General features: G+C 72.9%; 17 protein-coding genes. 8 read left to right on the forward strand and 9 right to left on the reverse strand.

All coding sequences use genetic code 11. From position 1 onward, the window contains the following. Positions 1–48: 48 nt before the first annotated feature. The 4 genes from AC067N_RS30990 to AC067N_RS31005 form a co-directional block, all read right to left on the reverse strand. Positions 49–1,938, reverse strand: coding sequence for a S9 family peptidase (locus AC067N_RS30990; protein WP_478682209.1), 1,890 nt, complete (start codon positions 1,936–1,938; stop codon positions 49–51). Beyond that, the gene (locus tag AC067N_RS30995) at positions 1,935–3,428 is read right to left on the reverse strand and encodes an MFS transporter (protein ID WP_478682210.1); all 1,494 of its coding nucleotides are present in this window, start codon (positions 3,426–3,428) and stop codon (positions 1,935–1,937) included. The genes AC067N_RS30990 and AC067N_RS30995 overlap by 4 nt, the downstream gene beginning before the upstream one ends. Positions 3,429–3,973: 545 nt before the next feature. Next, the gene (locus AC067N_RS31000) at positions 3,974–5,185 is read right to left on the reverse strand and encodes a phospholipase D-like domain-containing protein (RefSeq protein WP_478682211.1); all 1,212 of its coding nucleotides are present in this window, start codon (positions 5,183–5,185) and stop codon (positions 3,974–3,976) included. 637 nt (positions 5,186–5,822) lie between these two features. Further along, positions 5,823–6,299, reverse strand: coding sequence for a winged helix-turn-helix transcriptional regulator (locus AC067N_RS31005; protein ID WP_478682212.1), 477 nt, complete (start codon positions 6,297–6,299; stop codon positions 5,823–5,825). Positions 6,300–6,406: 107 nt separating this feature from the next. Here AC067N_RS31005 and AC067N_RS31010 point away from each other — a divergent pair, with 107 nt between their 5' ends. Next, complete coding sequence (locus AC067N_RS31010; RefSeq protein WP_478682213.1) at positions 6,407–6,910, forward strand: PaaI family thioesterase; 504 nt, start codon at positions 6,407–6,409, stop codon at positions 6,908–6,910. A gap of 38 nt (positions 6,911–6,948) precedes the next feature. Here the strand turns inward: AC067N_RS31010 and AC067N_RS31015 are convergent, their stop codons facing one another. Next, positions 6,949–7,521: a DUF6328 family protein gene (locus AC067N_RS31015; protein ID WP_478682214.1), complete on the reverse strand. Its 573-nt coding sequence runs from the start codon at positions 7,519–7,521 to the stop codon at positions 6,949–6,951. Between the two features lie 159 nt (positions 7,522–7,680). Here AC067N_RS31015 and AC067N_RS31020 point away from each other — a divergent pair, with 159 nt between their 5' ends. The 5 genes from AC067N_RS31020 to gap all read left to right on the forward strand — a co-directional run bounded on the left by AC067N_RS31020 (position 7,681) and on the right by gap (position 13,153). Then, entirely contained in the window at positions 7,681–8,001 is a 321-nt protein-coding gene (locus AC067N_RS31020; RefSeq protein ID WP_478682215.1) for a hypothetical protein, read from the forward strand. 276 nt (positions 8,002–8,277) lie between these two features. Then, positions 8,278–10,104: a serine/threonine-protein kinase gene (locus tag AC067N_RS31025; protein ID WP_478682216.1), complete on the forward strand. Its 1,827-nt coding sequence runs from the start codon at positions 8,278–8,280 to the stop codon at positions 10,102–10,104. Positions 10,105–10,375: 271 nt separating this feature from the next. After that, on the forward strand, positions 10,376–10,867 hold the full coding sequence (locus AC067N_RS31030; RefSeq protein ID WP_478682217.1) for a hypothetical protein: 492 nt from the start codon (positions 10,376–10,378) through the stop codon (positions 10,865–10,867). A 205-nt stretch (positions 10,868–11,072) separates the two neighbouring features. Beyond that, positions 11,073–12,029: a GlxA family transcriptional regulator gene (locus AC067N_RS31035; RefSeq protein ID WP_478682218.1), complete on the forward strand. Its 957-nt coding sequence runs from the start codon at positions 11,073–11,075 to the stop codon at positions 12,027–12,029. Between the two features lie 125 nt (positions 12,030–12,154). Beyond that, positions 12,155–13,153 (forward strand): type I glyceraldehyde-3-phosphate dehydrogenase, encoded by a 999-nt coding sequence (gene gap / locus AC067N_RS31040; RefSeq protein WP_478682219.1) that lies wholly within the window; start codon positions 12,155–12,157, stop codon positions 13,151–13,153. A 189-nt stretch (positions 13,154–13,342) separates the two neighbouring features. Here the strand turns inward: gap and AC067N_RS31045 are convergent, their stop codons facing one another. Next, the gene (locus tag AC067N_RS31045) at positions 13,343–14,035 is read right to left on the reverse strand and encodes an ANTAR domain-containing protein (protein WP_478682240.1); all 693 of its coding nucleotides are present in this window, start codon (positions 14,033–14,035) and stop codon (positions 13,343–13,345) included. Between the two features lie 448 nt (positions 14,036–14,483). Beyond that, on the reverse strand, positions 14,484–14,954 hold the full coding sequence (locus AC067N_RS31050; protein ID WP_478682220.1) for a hypothetical protein: 471 nt from the start codon (positions 14,952–14,954) through the stop codon (positions 14,484–14,486). A gap of 251 nt (positions 14,955–15,205) precedes the next feature. On the opposite strand from AC067N_RS31050, the gene AC067N_RS31055 reads away from it, so the two are divergent. Then, positions 15,206–15,628 carry an Hsp20/alpha crystallin family protein gene (locus AC067N_RS31055; protein ID WP_478682221.1) on the forward strand — a complete coding sequence of 141 codons (423 nt, stop codon included), beginning with the start codon at positions 15,206–15,208 and terminating at the stop codon, positions 15,626–15,628. A 90-nt stretch (positions 15,629–15,718) separates the two neighbouring features. Here the strand turns inward: AC067N_RS31055 and AC067N_RS31060 are convergent, their stop codons facing one another. Together AC067N_RS31060 and AC067N_RS31065 are read right to left on the reverse strand one after the other, a co-directional pair. Then, positions 15,719–15,868 carry a hypothetical protein gene (locus tag AC067N_RS31060; RefSeq protein WP_478682222.1) on the reverse strand — a complete coding sequence of 50 codons (150 nt, stop codon included), beginning with the start codon at positions 15,866–15,868 and terminating at the stop codon, positions 15,719–15,721. 215 nt (positions 15,869–16,083) lie between these two features. Next, positions 16,084–16,746: a type III effector protein gene (locus AC067N_RS31065; RefSeq protein WP_478682223.1), complete on the reverse strand. Its 663-nt coding sequence runs from the start codon at positions 16,744–16,746 to the stop codon at positions 16,084–16,086. 127 nt (positions 16,747–16,873) lie between these two features. On the opposite strand from AC067N_RS31065, the gene AC067N_RS31070 reads away from it, so the two are divergent. After that, positions 16,874–17,305, forward strand: coding sequence for an Hsp20/alpha crystallin family protein (locus tag AC067N_RS31070; RefSeq protein WP_478682224.1), 432 nt, complete (start codon positions 16,874–16,876; stop codon positions 17,303–17,305). Positions 17,306–17,380: the final 75 nt, after the last annotated feature.

Genomic DNA, 17,380 nt, shown 5'->3' on the forward strand with positions numbered 1-17,380 from the left:
TCCTCGGTGATGGTGAAGTGGTGCTGTGCGTCCGGTCCCGCTGGTGGCTCAGCGGGACCGGTGTCCCCCCGTCGGTGCGGGGGGACGTCCGAAGGCGCGATGCGCCGGGTCGGGCAGCCTGTCGCGCAGGAAGCGCAGGGAACGACGCAGAACGGCGACGTGCGCGGCGCCGTCGTAGCCGTCGTGCCCGGTGTCGAGCCACATGGCGTCGTACGTGACACCCGCGGCCGTCAGGGCGTCGAGGTAGGTGCGGATCTGGTCCGGAGGGCATTTGGCGTCGTGGGTGGCGCCGACCACGAGCAGGGGCGCCGAGACCTTCGCCGCGTACGTGATCGGTGAGCTGGCGGCGTACCGTTCCGGGACCTCGTCCGGGCCGCCCCCGAACAGCTTGATGTCCAGAGCACGCAGGGCCGGTGTGGTGGCGCGGTGCGCGGCGACCCAGTCGGCGACCGGTTTCACGGCGACACCGGCCTGCCACAGCCCCGGACGCGTGCCGAGCGCGAGCAGCACGAGGTACGCGCCCCAGGACACCCCCCACAGCGCGCACGCGTCACCGGCGATCAGGCCGGCGGAGACGAGGTCGGCGCGGACGGCCGTCAGGTCCTCCACCTGGGTGTGGCCGACACCGGCGGGGAAGGCCCGCCGCCAGTGGGGCCCGTAACCGGTGGAGCCGCGGTAGTTGACGCGGACCACGGCGTAGCCCGAGGCGACCAGCGAGTGCACGGTCGCGTCGTAGGCGTCCCGGTCGTGGTCGGCGGGCCCGCCGTGGACGAGGAACACGGCGGGGGGCGGCGTCCCGCCCTCCGTGTCCGGGAGACTCAGCAGACTGTGCACGCGCCCCGGGCCGGTGGGGGTCCAGCGCTCGGAGTGGCGCCCGGGAACCACGGTCGACGGGCTGGAGGGAGGCAGCACGTACGGTGCGGCGCCGGCGGCGGGCGCGCTGGTCGGAGCCGAGGCGTGGGCGGCCGCGCCGTACGCTGCCGAGGAGTCCGGCGACCACGCGCCCGCCGTCGCCGGTGTCCTGCGCAGGACCGGCGGGTGCGCGGTGTCGGTCCACAGGTAGTCGACGGCCCCACCGGGCCGGGGCGCCGCGTCGAGCAGGCTGCCGGCCGGTGTCGGTACGACGGTCCGCCGCCGGGTGTCCAGGTCCACGCGGTGCAGCAGTGAGCGGCCGTGCCGGTCCTGCCGCACCAGCACCGTCCGTGTCCCGGGATACCAGCGGGCGGTGATCTCCGTGTCGAAGGTGCACCAGGAGTGCGTGCGCAGGCCCCTGTCCGGGGCCCATGTGGCGGGGGCGTAGCGGTCGCCGAGATCCCGCACCAGCAGAAGTTCACTGTGTCCGGGGAGGGGTGAGAAGCCCTGGCACCACAGTCCGCTGCCCGGGCGGCCGGGGCCGGGCAGCTCCGCGACGAGCCGTCCGCCACGCGTGAGGACGGTGACGGCCGCCGTGTCGTCGGCCGACGACGCCAGCGCGATCAGGGCGCCGTCCGCGCTGATCCCGCCCAGTCGGCAGGCCCGCCGCGTGCGCAGCACCTCCCGCGGGACGCGCCCGCGCCGGCCGACGAGCACCGACGTCTCCCGTCCCCGACCGAACGCCGCGGCGGTCACCCCGTCCGCGGTCACGGCCAGCCCTCGTGGCTGTCCGGGCGGCGCGCCGGGCAGGCCCGGTAACCGGGGGCCGCCGTCGAAGGGCTGGAACCACCAGCGGCCCCGCCCTGCCGCGTCCTCCTCGAACCACCACACGTGACCGTCGGCGTCGATCGCCCGGTGAAACGTGCCCCCGGGACTGTCGGTGACCTGCCGGGCCCGGCCCGCCGCACCGTCCCAGGTGAACACCTCGCAGCGCCCGTCGGCATCCGCGGTGAACACCATGCGGTGCGGGGCGGTGGGACACACGTCGGGGAGCGCGGTCACGAACACGTGGTAGAGGCCGGTCATGCGCGACGCTCCGGGGGTGTGCCGACCGCGCCGGAAGCCCCACCCGCACCCGCGGACCCGAGGGAGAGCAGAACCGCCGGCGCCATCCGCTGCGTGCGGACCGCGAGCAGCGCCAGGACCACGGCACAGGCAGCGGCGGGCAGCCGCGAACCGCCCCAGGTCACCAGGGCGGCCGCGACCGCGGGCGCTCCGGCGGCCGTCACGGCGGTGGCCGCGCCGAGTACGGCCCCCGTTCGGGACTGCAGCCCCCGCGGTACGGCGAGGACGGCCGCGGTGCCCAGGACCACGGTGATCACGGGCAGCACCAGGCAGATGGCGGCGAAGCACACTCCCCACAGCCACGGACCCCCGGCCATCCCCAGCGCGACGCACGGGGGCAGGAGCGCCCAGGTGGCCGCCGTCAGCGACCGCCGGGCTCCGAGCCGTCGCACCACACGAGGGGCCAGTAGCGAGCCGACGAGACCGGCCGCGCCGGACACGGCCAGCACCCCGCCGGTCGCGGCACTGCCCGCATCCGTACCCAGGACGAACACCGCCGTGTAGAAGAGCAGGGTCAGTCCACCGCTCGCGACGGAGGTCCACCACAGCACCAGCCGCAGCACGGGGGAGTGGAACACCACGGTCAGCCCGGCCCGCAGAGTCCCCGCGAACGGCGAGCGCCGCGACCGTGCGCTGTCGGCGGGAGCGTCCGGCGAAGCCGTGCCGGTGTCCGGTGCCGCCGGTGAAGTCCCGGCGTCCGCCGCGTTCAGAGGCGTACGGATGGCCAGTATCCCGAGCGCCGCCGCCGCGTACGAGACCGCGTCGACCACGAACGGCAGGGCGCGCCCGAATCCGAACAGGACGCCGCCCAGCGCGGGCCCCGCCACCAGCGCGGCCTGATCGCCCGCCTGCACGTTCGCCACGGCTCGCGGCATGTCGTCCGGTGCCGCCAGCAGGGCCAGGGCACCGCGCGCGGCCGTCTCGTACGCCGTCGCGCACAGGCGCTCCGTGAACGCCAGGCCCAACAGGACCCACAAGGGTGGGTGTCGCAGACACGACAGGGCCAGACCCGCCATCGCCGCGGCGGCGATCACAGCCGCTCCGGTCATGATGCGGCGCCGGTACCCCCGGTCCGCCGGCAGGGCGACCAGCGGGCCGAGCGCGACCCCGGCCAGAGCGGCGGCGCTGGCGAACACACCGACGACTCCGGGCCCGTGCCCCAGATCCAGGAGCAGCAGGGGGAACACCAGCCCCGAGGCCTGACTCCCCAGCCCGTCGACGGCGTTGACACACCAGAAGACGGCCAGGTCGCGCCTTCCGCGCGGGCGACCGGCGCCGGCATCGCGGACGGCATCGGAAGCCGCGACGGGTGCGGAGGGCTCGGCGGTCGGCACGGACGACTCGCCGTCGACAGGACGGCGTGCGCGGAACGCGTCGATGGTCCTCCACCCCCCTTGCTGCGCTGTGCCGCGCACCCCCCGGCCGCGCAGCAGGCAGGCGAACATGCGCATGCCAGAGAGCGGGGGGAGATTCGCCGACATCGGTCGTGATGCGTGGAATATGTGCAGGAAGTGCGAAAGCGAGCAGGAGCCTAGTCATCCCCGCGGAACCCGAACAAGGGCCCGGACGCGCATCGGGTACTGCCCAACGGGCCGGAATTAGACGCCCGTTGAGTCATGGAATGCGGCGCTCGTCGTTCCGCTTGTGCCGTCCCCGCCGACCGGCCGCGCCCGCGCGCAGCCGGATTGACGCGTTGCGGTCGTGCATCGGGAGGGGATGGGCTCCGCCTCATCGCTCGAAGCGTGCGGAGCGGGGCCGTTGCGACGCGAAACAGCGGGGCCGTCCGCGTCCACGACGCGCGGCCCGGCGGGTGGCCGCGGTGTGGCCGCCGTCCCCGTGGTGAAGGCGCTTGCCCCGTGACGGCGAGGGAGCGTCACATTGGCTGACAACATCTCCTGATCTGCCCGGCCGTGAGCGGCTCGTACGGGCCGGGCGGGTCGAGCCGGTCCGCCGCCCGCCCCTCACGGGCTTGCGCCCGCTGTTCCGGCCCCGTGATTCACAGGAAGCGGCGGATGGGGGTGACGGCGGCTTCCTTGGCACGTTGGAGCCATGCCCGCCGTCTCCACCGCGCGAGGTCGATGTCCACGCTGTTCTCGAGGTCCGCGTCGTAGTCGTGGTCGAGCGCGGCCGTGAACTCCTCGTCCAGCACGGCGAGCATGACCTCCTCGTCGTGGTCCATGGACCGGCGGTTGAAATTGGTGGATCCGATGAGGGCGGCGACCGAGTCCACGGTGATGATCTTGGCGTGCATCATGGTCGGCTGGAACTGGCGGATGCGTACACCGGCCCGGAGCAGCCGGGTGTAGTGATGCTGGCCGGCGAGCTGGCAGGCGCGCTGGTCGGTGTGGGGGCCGGGCAGCAGGATCTCCACACGCACACCCCGGCGAGCGGTGTCGCAGAGCAGGTCGATGAAGTAGGAGTCGGGAGCGAAGTAGGCGGTGGCCAGCCGGAAGCGTTCCTCGGCGGAGGTGAGCATCACCCGGATGAGGGTCTGCATGTCCTGCCAGCCGATGCTCGCGGAGCCGCGTACGACCTGCACCACGGACGAGCCCGCCTGCGGGTGTTCGGTGAAGCGGTCACGGTGGTCGAAGAGTTCGTCGTGGCACTCCGCCCAGTTCTGTGCGAAAGCGGCGGCGATCCCGTCCACGGCGGGACCGCGCACCTGGACGTGGGTGTCCCGCCACTCGGAGGGAGTGCGGGCGTTGCCGCACCACTCCTCCGCGATGCCGACGCCGCCGGTGAAGGCGGTGTGCTCGTCGACGACGAGAGCCTTGCGGTGGCAGCGGTGGTTCTGCTTGAACGGCGACAGCCACACCGGCTTGCGGAACCAGGCCACTTGCACTCCCGCGTCGCTCATCAGGTCCAGCAGTCGACCCTCTATCTCCTTGGCGCCGAAACCGTCGAGCAGCAGTCGCACACGCACCCCCGCACGGGCCCGTTCGGCCAGGGCGGCGGCGAAGTCACGGGCGATCTGCCCCCGCCAGTACACGAACGTCATCATGTCGATGGTGTGTTGCGCCGACCGGATCGCCCCGAGCATCGCGGGGAAGATCTCGTCCCCGTTGCGCAACGGCACCAGGTCGTTGCCTTCGGTGGCCGCCACGCCGATCAGCCGCTCCAGGCGCCGGCGCAGACGCTGCTTGCGCGCCGCCGCGTCGGGCGCTCCGCCGGAAGCCGAAGCAGCCGCCGATATCGGGTCGTAGAGCATGCCACACCTCCTACTGGCCCGTGACGCCCAGAACGTCACGGGGTGCCGCGCGAGCCCGAACAAGCGGATTCCCGGTCGGCGCCGCTTCACGCACCCGGCCATCGGCGGGGGTGTCCGCCCGCCGCGGCGAGGCGCGCCGAACCGTCGCCCACCCGCGCCCGCCCCGCGAGGCGGCCGGGCAGCCGCCGCGGCCGATCGCCGCCGCACCGCCCGGCTGGGCCCGGCCCCGGGCCCGGCCCCGGGCTCGGCCTGGCCCCGGGCCCGGGCTGGCCCCGGGCCCGGGCTCGGCCCCGGCCCCGGCCTGGCCCCGGCCCCGGCTCGGCCTCGGCCTCGGCTCGGCCTCGGCCCCGGCTCGGCCTCGGCCCCGGCCTCGGCCCCGGCCCCGGACTCGGCCCCTGGCCTCGGCTCGGCCCCCGGTCTCGGGCTTGCCCCCGGTCTCGGGTCGGCTCGCCCCCGGTCTCGGGTCGGCTCGGCGCGGCTCGGCGGGCCCGGCCTGGCTCGGCTGGCCCGGTCCCCGGTCTCGGGCCCGGCCTGGCTCGGCGGGCCCGGTCCCCGGTCTCGGGCCCGGCCTGGCCCGGTCTCGGGCCCGGCCCCGGGCTCGGCTCGCCCCGGCCCCTGCCGCTTTCCCGTCCTCGGTTCAGCTTGCGCCGTACCGCGGACGAGCCCCCGGTCCCGGCCTGGCCGTGACGTCCCCGGGGGTCAGCGCGGTGTGCTCCGTGGAGCACTCGACGACCACGCGCACCGGCGCCCCACAGTCGGAATGCCGTACGTCGAGTACCGGACCCTCCGGGTCGGCGACGTGTGTCTCGCCCCACTGGCGCAGCGCGATCAGGACCGGCCACAGATCCCACCCCTTGGGCGTGAGCCGGTACTCGTTGCGCGCGCGGCTGCCCGGCTCCCGGTAGGGGACGGTCGTCAGGATGCCGGCCGCCGTCAGCTTCCGGAGCCGGTCGCTCAGGACGGCCTCGGACATCCCCATGTGGCGGCGGAAGTCGTCGAACCGGCGTACGCCGTTGGCGGCGTCCCGCAGGATCAGCAGGCTCCACTTCTCACCGACCACGTCGAGCGTGCGCTGCACGGGGCAGTTCTCCGTACTCACCTCAAGCCACTCCATGGCGTCATGGTAGGGACTCTGGCTTCGTCATTGACAGTCAGAAGGTGCGACGGCTAACTTCGATCTGCGAAGTCAGATGAGGTGAACGGAAGCGGAGGCAGGGCACTGTGGGGCGGACGCGTACGTACGAGTGGGAGGACCCCGAGCTGACGGCGGCTGCCGTGGGTCGCGTCTCCGGCCTGGAGTTCCTGCGCGACCTGCGGGAAGGCCGGCTGCCGGCACCGCCCGTCTCGGCCACGCTGGACATGGCGCTCGACGAGGTGGAGTTCGGCCGGGCCGTGTTCTCGCTCGTTCCGGGGGAGGAGCACTACAACCCGATCGGCAGTGTGCACGGCGGTGTCTTCGCCACCCTGCTCGACTCGGCGGCGGGCTGCGCCGTGCAGTCCACGCTGCCGGCCGGCATGGCGTACACCTCCCTCGACCTGACCGTGAAGTTCCTGCGGCGCATCACGGTGGACACCGGCAGGGTCCGCGCCGTCGGCACGGTCCTCAACGGCGGCCGCCAGACCGCGCTGGCCGAGGCGAAGCTGATCGACGACAGGGACCGCCTGCTCGCCCACGCCACCAGCAGCTGCATGCTGTTCCCGCTCCCGCCGAAGCCGCAGGCCTGAGGCTCCGCCCGAGGACGGTGCCCGCAGATGGAAGGCGGCTACACGTCCGAGCCGGTGCGGGAGCGCCGTGCGGCACGGCGGCGCAGGCTCAGCGGCAGCACGTACCAGCACAGCCCGAACCACAGCATGACCCCGCCGACGAGCACCTCCGCGAGGACGCCCGGGACCACGAAACGCAGGATCAGCAGAAGCGTGCAGCCGATGGTCAGCGCGAGGAGGACCATGCCGCACATCATCAGGCGCCCGGCGGTCTCCACCAGATCGTCCTTCATGCGCTGCCCGGACAGGAAACGATGGATCGAGACGGGCGCTATCAGCGCTCCGGTGGCCGCCGCGCCGAGCACCACGGTGGTGACGTAGATACCGCGATCCAGCGCCTCCAGCTCTTTGAACGACGGGGTGAAGGCCACGCTGAGCAGGAACCCGAAGAGGATCTGCACACCGGTCTGGGTGACCCGCGTCTCCTGAAGGATCTCGTTCCAGCGGCGGTTGACCCTCTCGTGCGCTGCTTCCGGCCCTTTGGTGCCGGCCGCCGGGCCGCGCTGGTCACTGGGCGCGCGGCGGTCGGTGTCCTGTTCCGCCGGTTCGGCCGACTGCTCGGTCATGGCCATGGCATCCTCCACATTCCGGGGGGTACCGTCTGCCCGCTCGGGGCTCTTGCATGCTGGTCGAGCGGCGGACGGGCGGATCGCGCCGCTCGTGGACGGACCTGACGCCGGGTTCGGCGCAATGCCCGGTGAATCGGAGAGCGTTGGGGGTACACGGCCGGTATGCCACCGGTCAGCGATCACTCCATGCCCCTGCGGGTCGTACGTCAACTGCGCCGTATCCGTGCTTTCTACGCGGCGGCCGCCTGCGGGTGGGCGGTGCTCGCGGCGTGGGAGGGATGGGAGCATCCGGGGAGTCGGCCCATGTGGCTGTCGGTGCTCTTCGTGATGATCTTCACCGGCCTGTTGGCGATGACATCCCTGTGGCTGCAGGGTCGTCGTCGGGCCGGAGCGGGTGAGGTCTCCCGGATACGGCCGCCCCGTTACACGGCCTGCGCCCGGTGGCTCAGGACCCCGGCCGCAGGTCGGACTGCGGAGCGGTGACGGTGGTGTCGTGGCCGCAGCCGGTTTCTCTCCGGTAGGCGGTGTCCCCCTCGCCGCGCGGCGTCGCCGAGATCCGCACACACGCATGCCCGTGTGCCCCCGGCGGCCGTCCGCGGCACGGACGCCGAGCCAGTGGCCGCTGCCGCCGCCCTCGGCTCCCCCGGCAGGGCTGCCGATCTCGTGGCGACGGTGCTCGGGTGCCGTGATTGATCTCCGATTCCTCACGAACCGGGACTCACTGTCCCTGTTGTCGCCGCCTCCGTCTAGGCTCCCCGCATGAGCACAACGGAGCCCGGCAGACGGGTGATCGACGGCCGCTTCGAACTCGTCGGGCGGCTTGGCGGCGGGGGAATGGGATGGGTCTGGCGGGCCCGCGACCTGGCGCTGCACCGCGAGGTCGCCGTGAAGGAGGTCCGCCCGCCGGACCCCGACCTCGCCGAGTACGACCCGGAGGGCGCCCGGACCCTGCGGGAACGCGTACTCCGGGAGGCCCGGGCCCTGGCCCGCGTCCACCACCCGAACGTCGTCACCATCCACCACATCGTCGACGGGGGCGAGGGCACCTACCCGTGGATCGTGATGGAGCTCCTCACGGGCGGCTCGCTCCAGGACCGCCTCGACCGGGGCCGCCTGGAACCGTCCGAGGCGGCCCGCATGGGCCGGGAAGTGCTCGACGCGCTGCGCGCCGCCCACGCGGTCGGCATCGAGCACCGGGACGTGAAGCCGGCGAACGTCCTGCTGCGCCCCGACGGCCGCCCTGTGCTCACCGACTTCGGGATCGCCGCCGTCCGTGAGGCCACCAGCCTCACCGCCACCGGGTCGGTCATAGGCTCGCCCGACTACATGGCGCCGGAGCGGGTCAGCGGCAAGGAGGGCGGACCCGCCTCCGATCTGTGGTCCCTCGCGATGATGCTCTACGTGGCCGTGGAGGCACACCACCCCCTGCGCCGGGACAGCACGCTCGCCACGCTCGCCGCCGTGCTCAGCGAGGACGTCCCGCCGCCCCGTCAGGCCGGCCCGCTGGCCGAGGTGCTGAGCGCGCTGCTCGTGAAGGACCCGCTCGCGCGGCCCGGGGCGGAGGAGGTGGACCGCATGCTCGCCGTCGCGGCGGGACAGGCCACGCCCCCGGCGACCTCCGGGGCCACGCCCCCCGCGACCGGCGGGGCGCCGGCCGACGCCGTCCCGGGCTTCGGTCCGGCCCCCGGCTTCGGTCCGCCCCCGTCCTACGGTCCGCCGCCCGCGGACACCTCCCCCACGTCGTACCGGCTCGCCCAACCGCCCGGCGCCGGGTCGCCCGGAGCCGGGACACCCCCGACCGCCGGGGGCGCCTCGCCGTGGAGCCCGGCGAACCAGGGCGGGCCCGGCGCTCCCGACCTGGGCGTCGTCGGCCAGCCAGGCACCAAGGTCACGGGCAGCCGTCCCCGGCGGCGACGCCCCGTCCTCACCGTCGTCGCCTCGGTCGCCGCGACGGCGCTGACGGGTGTCCTGGTGTGGACGCAGCTGCCCGACTCCGGAAGCGAGGCGAAGGACCCCGGAACGTCGGCGAGCTCCACCGCCACCCCCAAGGGGAGCGGCGCCACGGCGTCGGCGGACGCCGCCGGGGACGACGACAAGTCCGGCGCCGCGGACGACGGCACGTCGGAGAAGACCGGCGACCTGCTCACCGCTGACGGCCTGCGGACCACCGTCGCCAAGTTCAAGGCGGTCATGGGCGGTTCGAAGGTCACCCGCTTCGTCGTCTACCCCGAGTACGCGCTGGCCGAGGCACCCGTGAAGGGCAAGGAGAAGCTGTACGACAGCTTCAGCTACCGCGGCGGCGACGTGGCCGTGAAGGACGGCCCCGGCGGCACCATCATCAGCGGAGACGGGCCCGCCGACCTCGACGACTTCGCATGGGACGCGGTACCGGGACTGATCCGCAAGGCCGAGAAGACCCTCGGTGTCGACGACCCCACCTCCCGGTACCTCGTCATCACCCCTCCCGGAGTCTTCGACGAGGAACCGACCATGAGCGTCTACCTCGCCAACGACTACGGCAGCGGCTACCTCAAGGCCAACACCAAGGGCCAGGTCATCTCGACCTATCCGATGGAAGCCGGCTGACACGTGCGCGCCCGCCCCGCTCGGCGCCGGGCGGGCGGGGCCTTCGCACCCGAACTCGGCTCAGCCCAGAGGTGGCCGTGCCGGGTGCCGCGCCGGGTCTCGGTCGGAAGCGGCCCGGCCGCGTGGGTCGGAACCTGTCGGACGGCCCGGGGCGTCCCTGCCCCGGGAGCTGCCGGTCCACGACGGGGTGGTGCCCGGCACTCCGGTACGCCCACGCCACGCGCCGCCCGCGAGCGAGGTCGATGGAACGACGTCGATGACGGAGGGTGACGTGTCGGACGAAGTGAGGGAGGCCATGGCGAAGGTGGTGCGGCGGCAGTCCGTGGAAGCCTTCGTGGGGTACCACGCCTTCGGGCTCCAGGAAAGCGATGACGCCGACTTGCCCGTTCCCTTCCCGGACGACTTCGACTTCGACGTCTTCCTCAGCACCCACCCGGGGCGGCTGGACATCACCAGCGGAGGCCACACCCACACCGCAGCCGTCAGTGTCGAGGTCTGGGACGGACCTCCGCCCGAGCATGACCCCGCCGACTGGGACGAGCGAGCCGAGGCCGACTACGAATCCACCAGCGGCGAGGTGGCGGTGTGGTCCATGCACATCGGCCGCAACGACGACCTCATCACGCTGGCCGATTCCGGCGGGCCGTGGCGGGTGCGGGTCAGCTGCGCGGGCCGGGCTGCCGCGGCGGCCCTGTCGGAGAGCGAGGGCACCGGACACCACGTCGAGCGCTATCTGGTGCAGTTCTGGCCGGCCGAGTCCTGAGCGAACGCCCTCGTCGCGCACCCCCTCGCCGAAGTCCCGGCAACCGAGACGTCACCCGGGGGAGTGCGGGGGGCCGGCCCGAGGACGCGCCCGTTCACGGCAGGGCTCCGCTCTCGCACCGCCACGGGGGCGGGCCAACACCGACGACGCCCGGTCGCGGGTCTCCGGGCTCCATGGGCGCCACGCCCCCACGTAACCTCTTCACGTGCCAGCCTCCCGCCCGCATCGCGTCGCCGTCCTCGTGCTCGAAGGCGCGAAGCCGCTCGACGTCGGAATCCCCGCGCAGGTCTTCACGACGCGCGCGAGCATGCCGTACGAGGTGCGGGTGTGCGGGGCGACACCTGGTCTCGTGACCGGCGGCGACGGCCTGGCGTACCACGTCGACCACGGCCTCGACGCCTTGACGTGGGCCGACATCGTCTTCGTCCCCGGCTACCGGTTCCCGGACCGCGACGACCCGCCGCAGGCCGTGGTCGAGGCACTGATCGCCGCCCATGAGAGGGGCGCGCGGCTCGCCGCCATCTCGACGGGCGCCTTCGCGCTCGCCGCCACGGGCCTGCTCGACGGCAAACGCGCCACGACGCACTGGCACTACACACGGGCACTCATGGCGAGGCACCCACTCGTCCAGGTCGACGAGAACGTGCTGTTCGTCGACGAGGGCAGCGTGCTCACCTCGGCGGGCGCAGCCTCGGGCATCGACCTGTGCCTGCACATCCTGCGCGGCGACCTCGGAGTGGCCGCCTCCAACCACGCGGCCCGGCGTCTGGTCGCGGCCCCCTACCGCAGCGGCGGCCAGGCCCAGTACGTGCCGCGCAGCGTCCCCGAGCCGCTCGGCGAGCGGTTCGCCGCCACCCGGGAGTGGGCGCTGCACCGGCTCGGCGAGCCCCTCACCCTCGACATACTGGCCCGCCGGGCCGGGGTCTCGCCGCGCACGTTCTCCCGCCGCTTCGTCGAGGAGACCGGCTGCACACCGATGCAGTGGGTGATGCGCGCCCGCGTCGACCTGGCCCGCGAACTGCTCGAACGCTCACAGCGCAGCGTCGAACAGATCGCCGCCGAGGTCGGGCTCGGCACCGGCGCGAACCTGCGTCTGCACTTCCAGCGCGTTCTCGGCACCACACCGAGCGAGTACCGGAGCACCTTCACCCGCGGCGAGTGACCGGCCGGGGGCGGGACGCGCTGAGCCCGGACCCCTGGCGGGATCCTTTTGGAGCATGGCGATACCGCCACTGTCAGTGGCGCCGGACACGGGCGAGCCTGGTGGCGAAGGGAAGGGGATCACCTATGACTCGCATCGCCATCAACGGATTCGGCCGCATCGGACGCAATGCGCTCCGCGCACTGCTGGAGCGCGACAGCGCACTCGAGATCGTCGCCGTCAACGACCTCACCGAGCCCGCCACCCTCGCCCGGCTGCTCGCCTACGACAGCACGGCCGGCCGTCTCGGGCGCCCGGTGACCGTCGACGGCAACATCCTCGTCGTCGACGGCCGGCGGATCACGGTGCTGGCCGAGCGTGAACCGGAGCGGCTGCCGTGGGCCGAACTCGGTGTCGACATCGTCCTGGAGGCCACCGGCCGCTTCACCTCGGCGAAGGCCGCCCGGGCCCACCTCGACGCCGGCGCGAAGAAGGTACTCGTCAGCGCGCCCTCGGACGGCGCGGACGTCACGCTCGCGTTCGGGGTCAACACCGACGCCTACGACCCGGACGTGCACACGATCGTCTCGAACGCCTCCTGCACCACAAACGCGCTCGCGCCGCTGGCCGCGGTCCTCGACGAACTCGCCGGTATCGAGCACGGGTTCATGACGACGGTGCATGCCTACACGCAGGAGCAGAACCTTCAGGACGGTCCGCACCGCGACCCCCGCCGAGCCCGGGCCGCCGGCGTCAACATCGTGCCGACCACGACCGGCGCCGCCAAGGCGATCGGCCTGGTGCTGCCCAGCCTCGACGGCAAGTTGTCCGGCGACTCGATCCGCGTACCGGTACCGGTGGGCTCGATCGTCGAACTCAACACGACCGTCGCCCGCGACGTGACGCGCGACGACGTGCTGGCGGCGTACCGCGCCGCCGCGGAGGGGCCGCTCGCGGGCATCCTCGAGTACTCGGAGGACCCGCTCGTGTCGTCCGACATCACCGGCAACCCCGCCTCGTCGGTCTTCGACTCGGCCCTCACCCGCGTCGACGGCCGCCACGTCAAGGTGGTCGCGTGGTACGACAACGAGTGGGGCTTCTCCAACCGGGTGATCGACACGCTGGATCTCCTCGCCACCCGCTGACCGGAGGCCGGGGCGGTTCCCGGGAGAGTCACCCGACGAGCTGGTCTCCCTTGGGCGCCCAGCGGACGATCCGCTCCGGACCCCGGCTGGGCAGGACGCGGCGCGCCGCTCTCACACGGCGGGCGGTGGATCCGGCGCGTCCTTCCCCGCCGTGCGCGAGCGCGCACAGCGGCTGCGCCGAGGGGATGGTCACTCCCGCTCGGGGTGCTCGGCGCGCACTCGCTGGGCGACATCGCGCAGTTTGATGTTGTGGTGCTGGGAGATACGGCGCAGCACGTCGAACGCCTCGTCCTGGCTCAGCCGGTGGCGCTCCATGAGCATGCCCATGGCCTCACCGATGGCGTGCCGCGTCGCCAGGGCGTGTTCGAGCTGGTCGATGGTGCGGGCGTCGGCCAGGGCGACGGCGGCATGCGAGGCCAGCAGCCACCCGGCGGTCTCGATGTCCTTGCCGAACGCGCCGGGCCGACGGGCGTACAGATTCAGGGCGCCGAAGTCCTCGTCGCTGGTGTAAAGCAGCACGCCGGCCATACTGCCGATGCCCAGTTCGCGGGCGGGGACGGCGAAACGCTCCCAGGCAGGCTCGGGCCGGGTCAGGTCCGGTATCCGGTACAGGCGCTCGCCGTCCTTGCGGCGGGCAAGGTCGAAACACGGCCCCTCACCCAGCTCGCCCTGCAGTCGGTCGCACTCCTGCACGACATCCCCGCAAGCGGCCAGGGTCACTGCCTTGCCCTTGCGCACAGCGAGGATCCCGGCCGCGTCACAGCCGTCGACCAGCTTCACCGCCGACGCCGCGATCTTTTCCAGCGTCGCCTGGACCGAGTCCTGGGCCAGCAGATCCCGCGCGAGCAGAGCCATCTGCTCGGCGTACTCCCGCCACTCCATACCCACCACCCACCTCGTCACCGGTTCCGCCACGGTACCGCCGGCGGCACCCATCCCCGCCGTCTCGCTCATCTCCCGTCCTGCCCGCCTTATGCAGTGCGACCCAGGGCTCTTCTGATGGATCCAGGCGGCGTCGCGGCTGTCTGACGACAGCCCTGGGAGCAGGCGGCCCGCGCCACCCCGGGGCACCACGGCGGCATGCCGTGCGGCGGTCTCGCTCAGGGGGAGGTGTGGGCGGCGTTCGCCGACGGATGGACCGGCGAGATGGTACTGCTCACGGTGCGGGGCGGAGCGCTCGGTGCCGGGGAGTAGTCGGATGGCGGTCGAGCGTCGGCGGGGGCCTGGTGGCCGCCGGGCGAGTGGACCCTGCCGTTGCTGCCGTCGGCGGGGGCGGAACCCTCTCAGGGCGGAGTGTGCACGGGGGGTCGGCCGGCCCGGCGGACCGGGGTCACGACTGGTGCGTTCCCGACGAGCGTCGGTGTCTGCGCACTGCGTATGCCGCGACCAGTCCGAGCGAGCCGACTGCCAGGCCCGCGCCCACCGCTTGGTCGATGCCGTCCGCTCGCTTACTGCCGCCCGTACCGCCCTGGACGCCGAGTGTCGGAGTGACGGTATCGGCGCCCCGGGTCGGCGTCGTGGGAACCACCGTGCCGGTGTCCCCTTTTCGGGGCAGGACCTCACACGCGATGCCGTCGTCCCGCCCCCGGTCCTCATCGAGGCGGTGCGGGTCGCCGGGGTCGCGGTTCAGTTCCGCCTGCGCGTCTTCCTGAAAGGCGAAGTCCGCGCAGTCCAGATCGCCTTGGGCGTAGGCGAGTCCAGTCATGGGTGCCGTGGTGACGAAAACTATCGCTGTCGCGGTGAGCATGGTGCGTATGCCCATGTGCCGTCCCTCCAGTCCGGTGGTGGCTGTGGTCGTCACTGCGACCGTATGGACTGGGCTCGGCCCGGGCATCCGCTGTTGAGCCATACGAATTGCGACACGTCCGGCAAGCCCTTCGCGCCGCCGCCAGCAGGTTCGGTGCGGCGATGGTGGCCGGCCGGCGGTGTCGTGGTCGAGCCGGAACGGGCCAGGGGCGGCAAAGTTGAGTCCAGGCTTGTCAACTTTCCGGGGTGGTGGTACATCGGAAGGAGGGCGAAGGAAGTGGGAACGACGTCAAGGAGGGATGACAGATGCTGATGCGTGCGGATCCCTTCCGCGAGCTCGACCGGCTCGTCGAGCGGGTCTGGGGCACGGCCGCGCACCCGGCGGGCATGCCGATGGATGCCTGGCGTGAGGGTGAGACGTTCTTCGTGGAGATGGACCTGCCCGGTGTGAACCCGGAGTCCATCGACCTCGATGTCGAGCGCAACGTCCTGACCGTGAAGGCCGAACGCAGGCCGGCGTACGGCGAGAACAGTGACACGGTGATCACGGAGCGGCCCGTGGGGACGTTCAGCCGCCAGTTGTTCCTCGGTGAGACCCTCGACACCGAGAAGATCGACGCCTCCTACGAGGCCGGTGTCCTGAAGTTGCGGATCCCGGTCGCCGAACAGGCCAAGCCGCGCAGGATCGCCGTCAGTGGCGGCGGTGACCGCAGGGAGCTGGGCGGCTGACGCCCGGCGACACCACCTCTTCCGGCCTCGGGCGTCAGCCCGGGGCCTTTTCGGCGGGGAGAGGGCTTCAGTCGCGGAACCGGACGGGACTCACCCGCGAGGGCTCTCCGGCTCCCCGCCGTCGGCATCGAACACCTTGGTGAAGTTGGCCCCGCACCGGCAGCGGGAGTGCTCGATCAGTTCGCCTTCGTCCGACACGCTCAGCCCCTGGCTGAGCCGCACGTGCACATGATCACCCATGAGGAGCCGCTTCCCTTGGCGTTGCTGGTCCGGTCATGGTGAAGGCCGGCCGTCGTGGCCGGCAATGCCGCAGCTCACACATGACCGCCGATCGACTGCCCGCGCCCGGCCCCGGTCGGCGCAGGGGACGACGAGCCGGCCGCCCTCCGTCACCGACAGCCTTCGGGAACGCCTCGGCTCGCCGGGGAGTCGTACGCCAGGGTGCCGGCCGGGCGTCACCGAGTCGGCCGGGCGGCTGCGGCTTCCGCGGTGTTCGTGAGGGTGTCGAGCCGGGCGGCGAGGTCGGGATGGGCGGCCGCCAGATGGGGGCGGGCTGCGTTCAGGGGGTGGATGAGGGCGGCGGGGTCGTCCTGGGCGAGGGCTCGGTCGAGTTGGCTGACGGGGAGGCGGGAAGCGGCCGGGAGGTCGGTGAGCGCGGTGATCTGGCCGGCGATACGGCGCAGGTCGGCGGCGTTGCGGCGGGCCCATGTGGCCAGAGCGCGGTCGGCGGCGCGGCGCCCGCGGGTGGCCTGGACGCGCTGTTCGCCGGTGCTTCCGGCCGGGCCGGGCCGCCCCCGCAGGTAGCGGCGTTCGGCGGCCTGCCGGCTGGCGACGCCGAGCGGGTGGGCGAGGTCGGCCCAGCTGGCGCCCGCCCGGCGAGCCGTTTCGATCAGGCCGGTTTCCCAGCCGGCGAGCTGCTCGCGGACCTGCCGCAGCAGAAGGAGGGAGGCAAGGGCCTGCTCCGGCCCCGGGCCTGCCGCGTCCGGCGTGCCGGAGTTCTCTCCCTGGGCGGTCTGCACGGCCTTGTCGATGGTTTCCAGGGCTGTCGCGGCGGCGAGAAACGACACCGCGTTCTGGGCATCGGCGCTGGTGGAGGCCGGGTGGTCGGCTGCCGTCACAGGCACCTCCTAGCTGTCGTCCATGCGATGACAGCATGGGTTTGTCATCCAATGGATGACATGTTACAACGGGTTGCGTGAGGCGTATCGGCCGTCACTGCCCGACCCCGCTGGAGGTGTTCTTTCCGTGTTGATGCGAACCGATCTCTTCCGTGAGCTTGACCGGCTGGGCCAGCAGGTGAGGGGCACGGGCACATGGTCGAGGCCGTCCCCGATGCCGATGGACGTCTACCGCCAGGGCGACGCGTACGTGGTGGCCTTCGACCTGCCGGGAGTGAGCCCCGAGGCGATCGACGTCGACGTCGATGGGCGCGTTCTGACCGTCACGGCCGAACGCCGGCCCGTGGCAACGGCCGACGACATGCGGATGGAAGTGTCCGAGCGGCGGCTGGGCGTCTTCTCCCGCCGGATCGCGCTGGCCGACACGCTCGACACCGGGAACATCACGGCCGACTACGACGACGGGGTGCTGACCCTGCGCATCCCGATCACCGAGCGCGGCAAGCCCCGCAAGATCGCCGTCAGCGTGGGGTCCTCCCGCGAGGGGACCTCCGGCTGACCGGCGGTGGCGGGGCCGGCCGGCGGCGGAGGACGGGCACCTGATCTGCCTCTCGACCGCCCTCCGCCCCCACGG

Source organism: Streptomyces sp. NPDC042364, assembly GCF_056437585.1.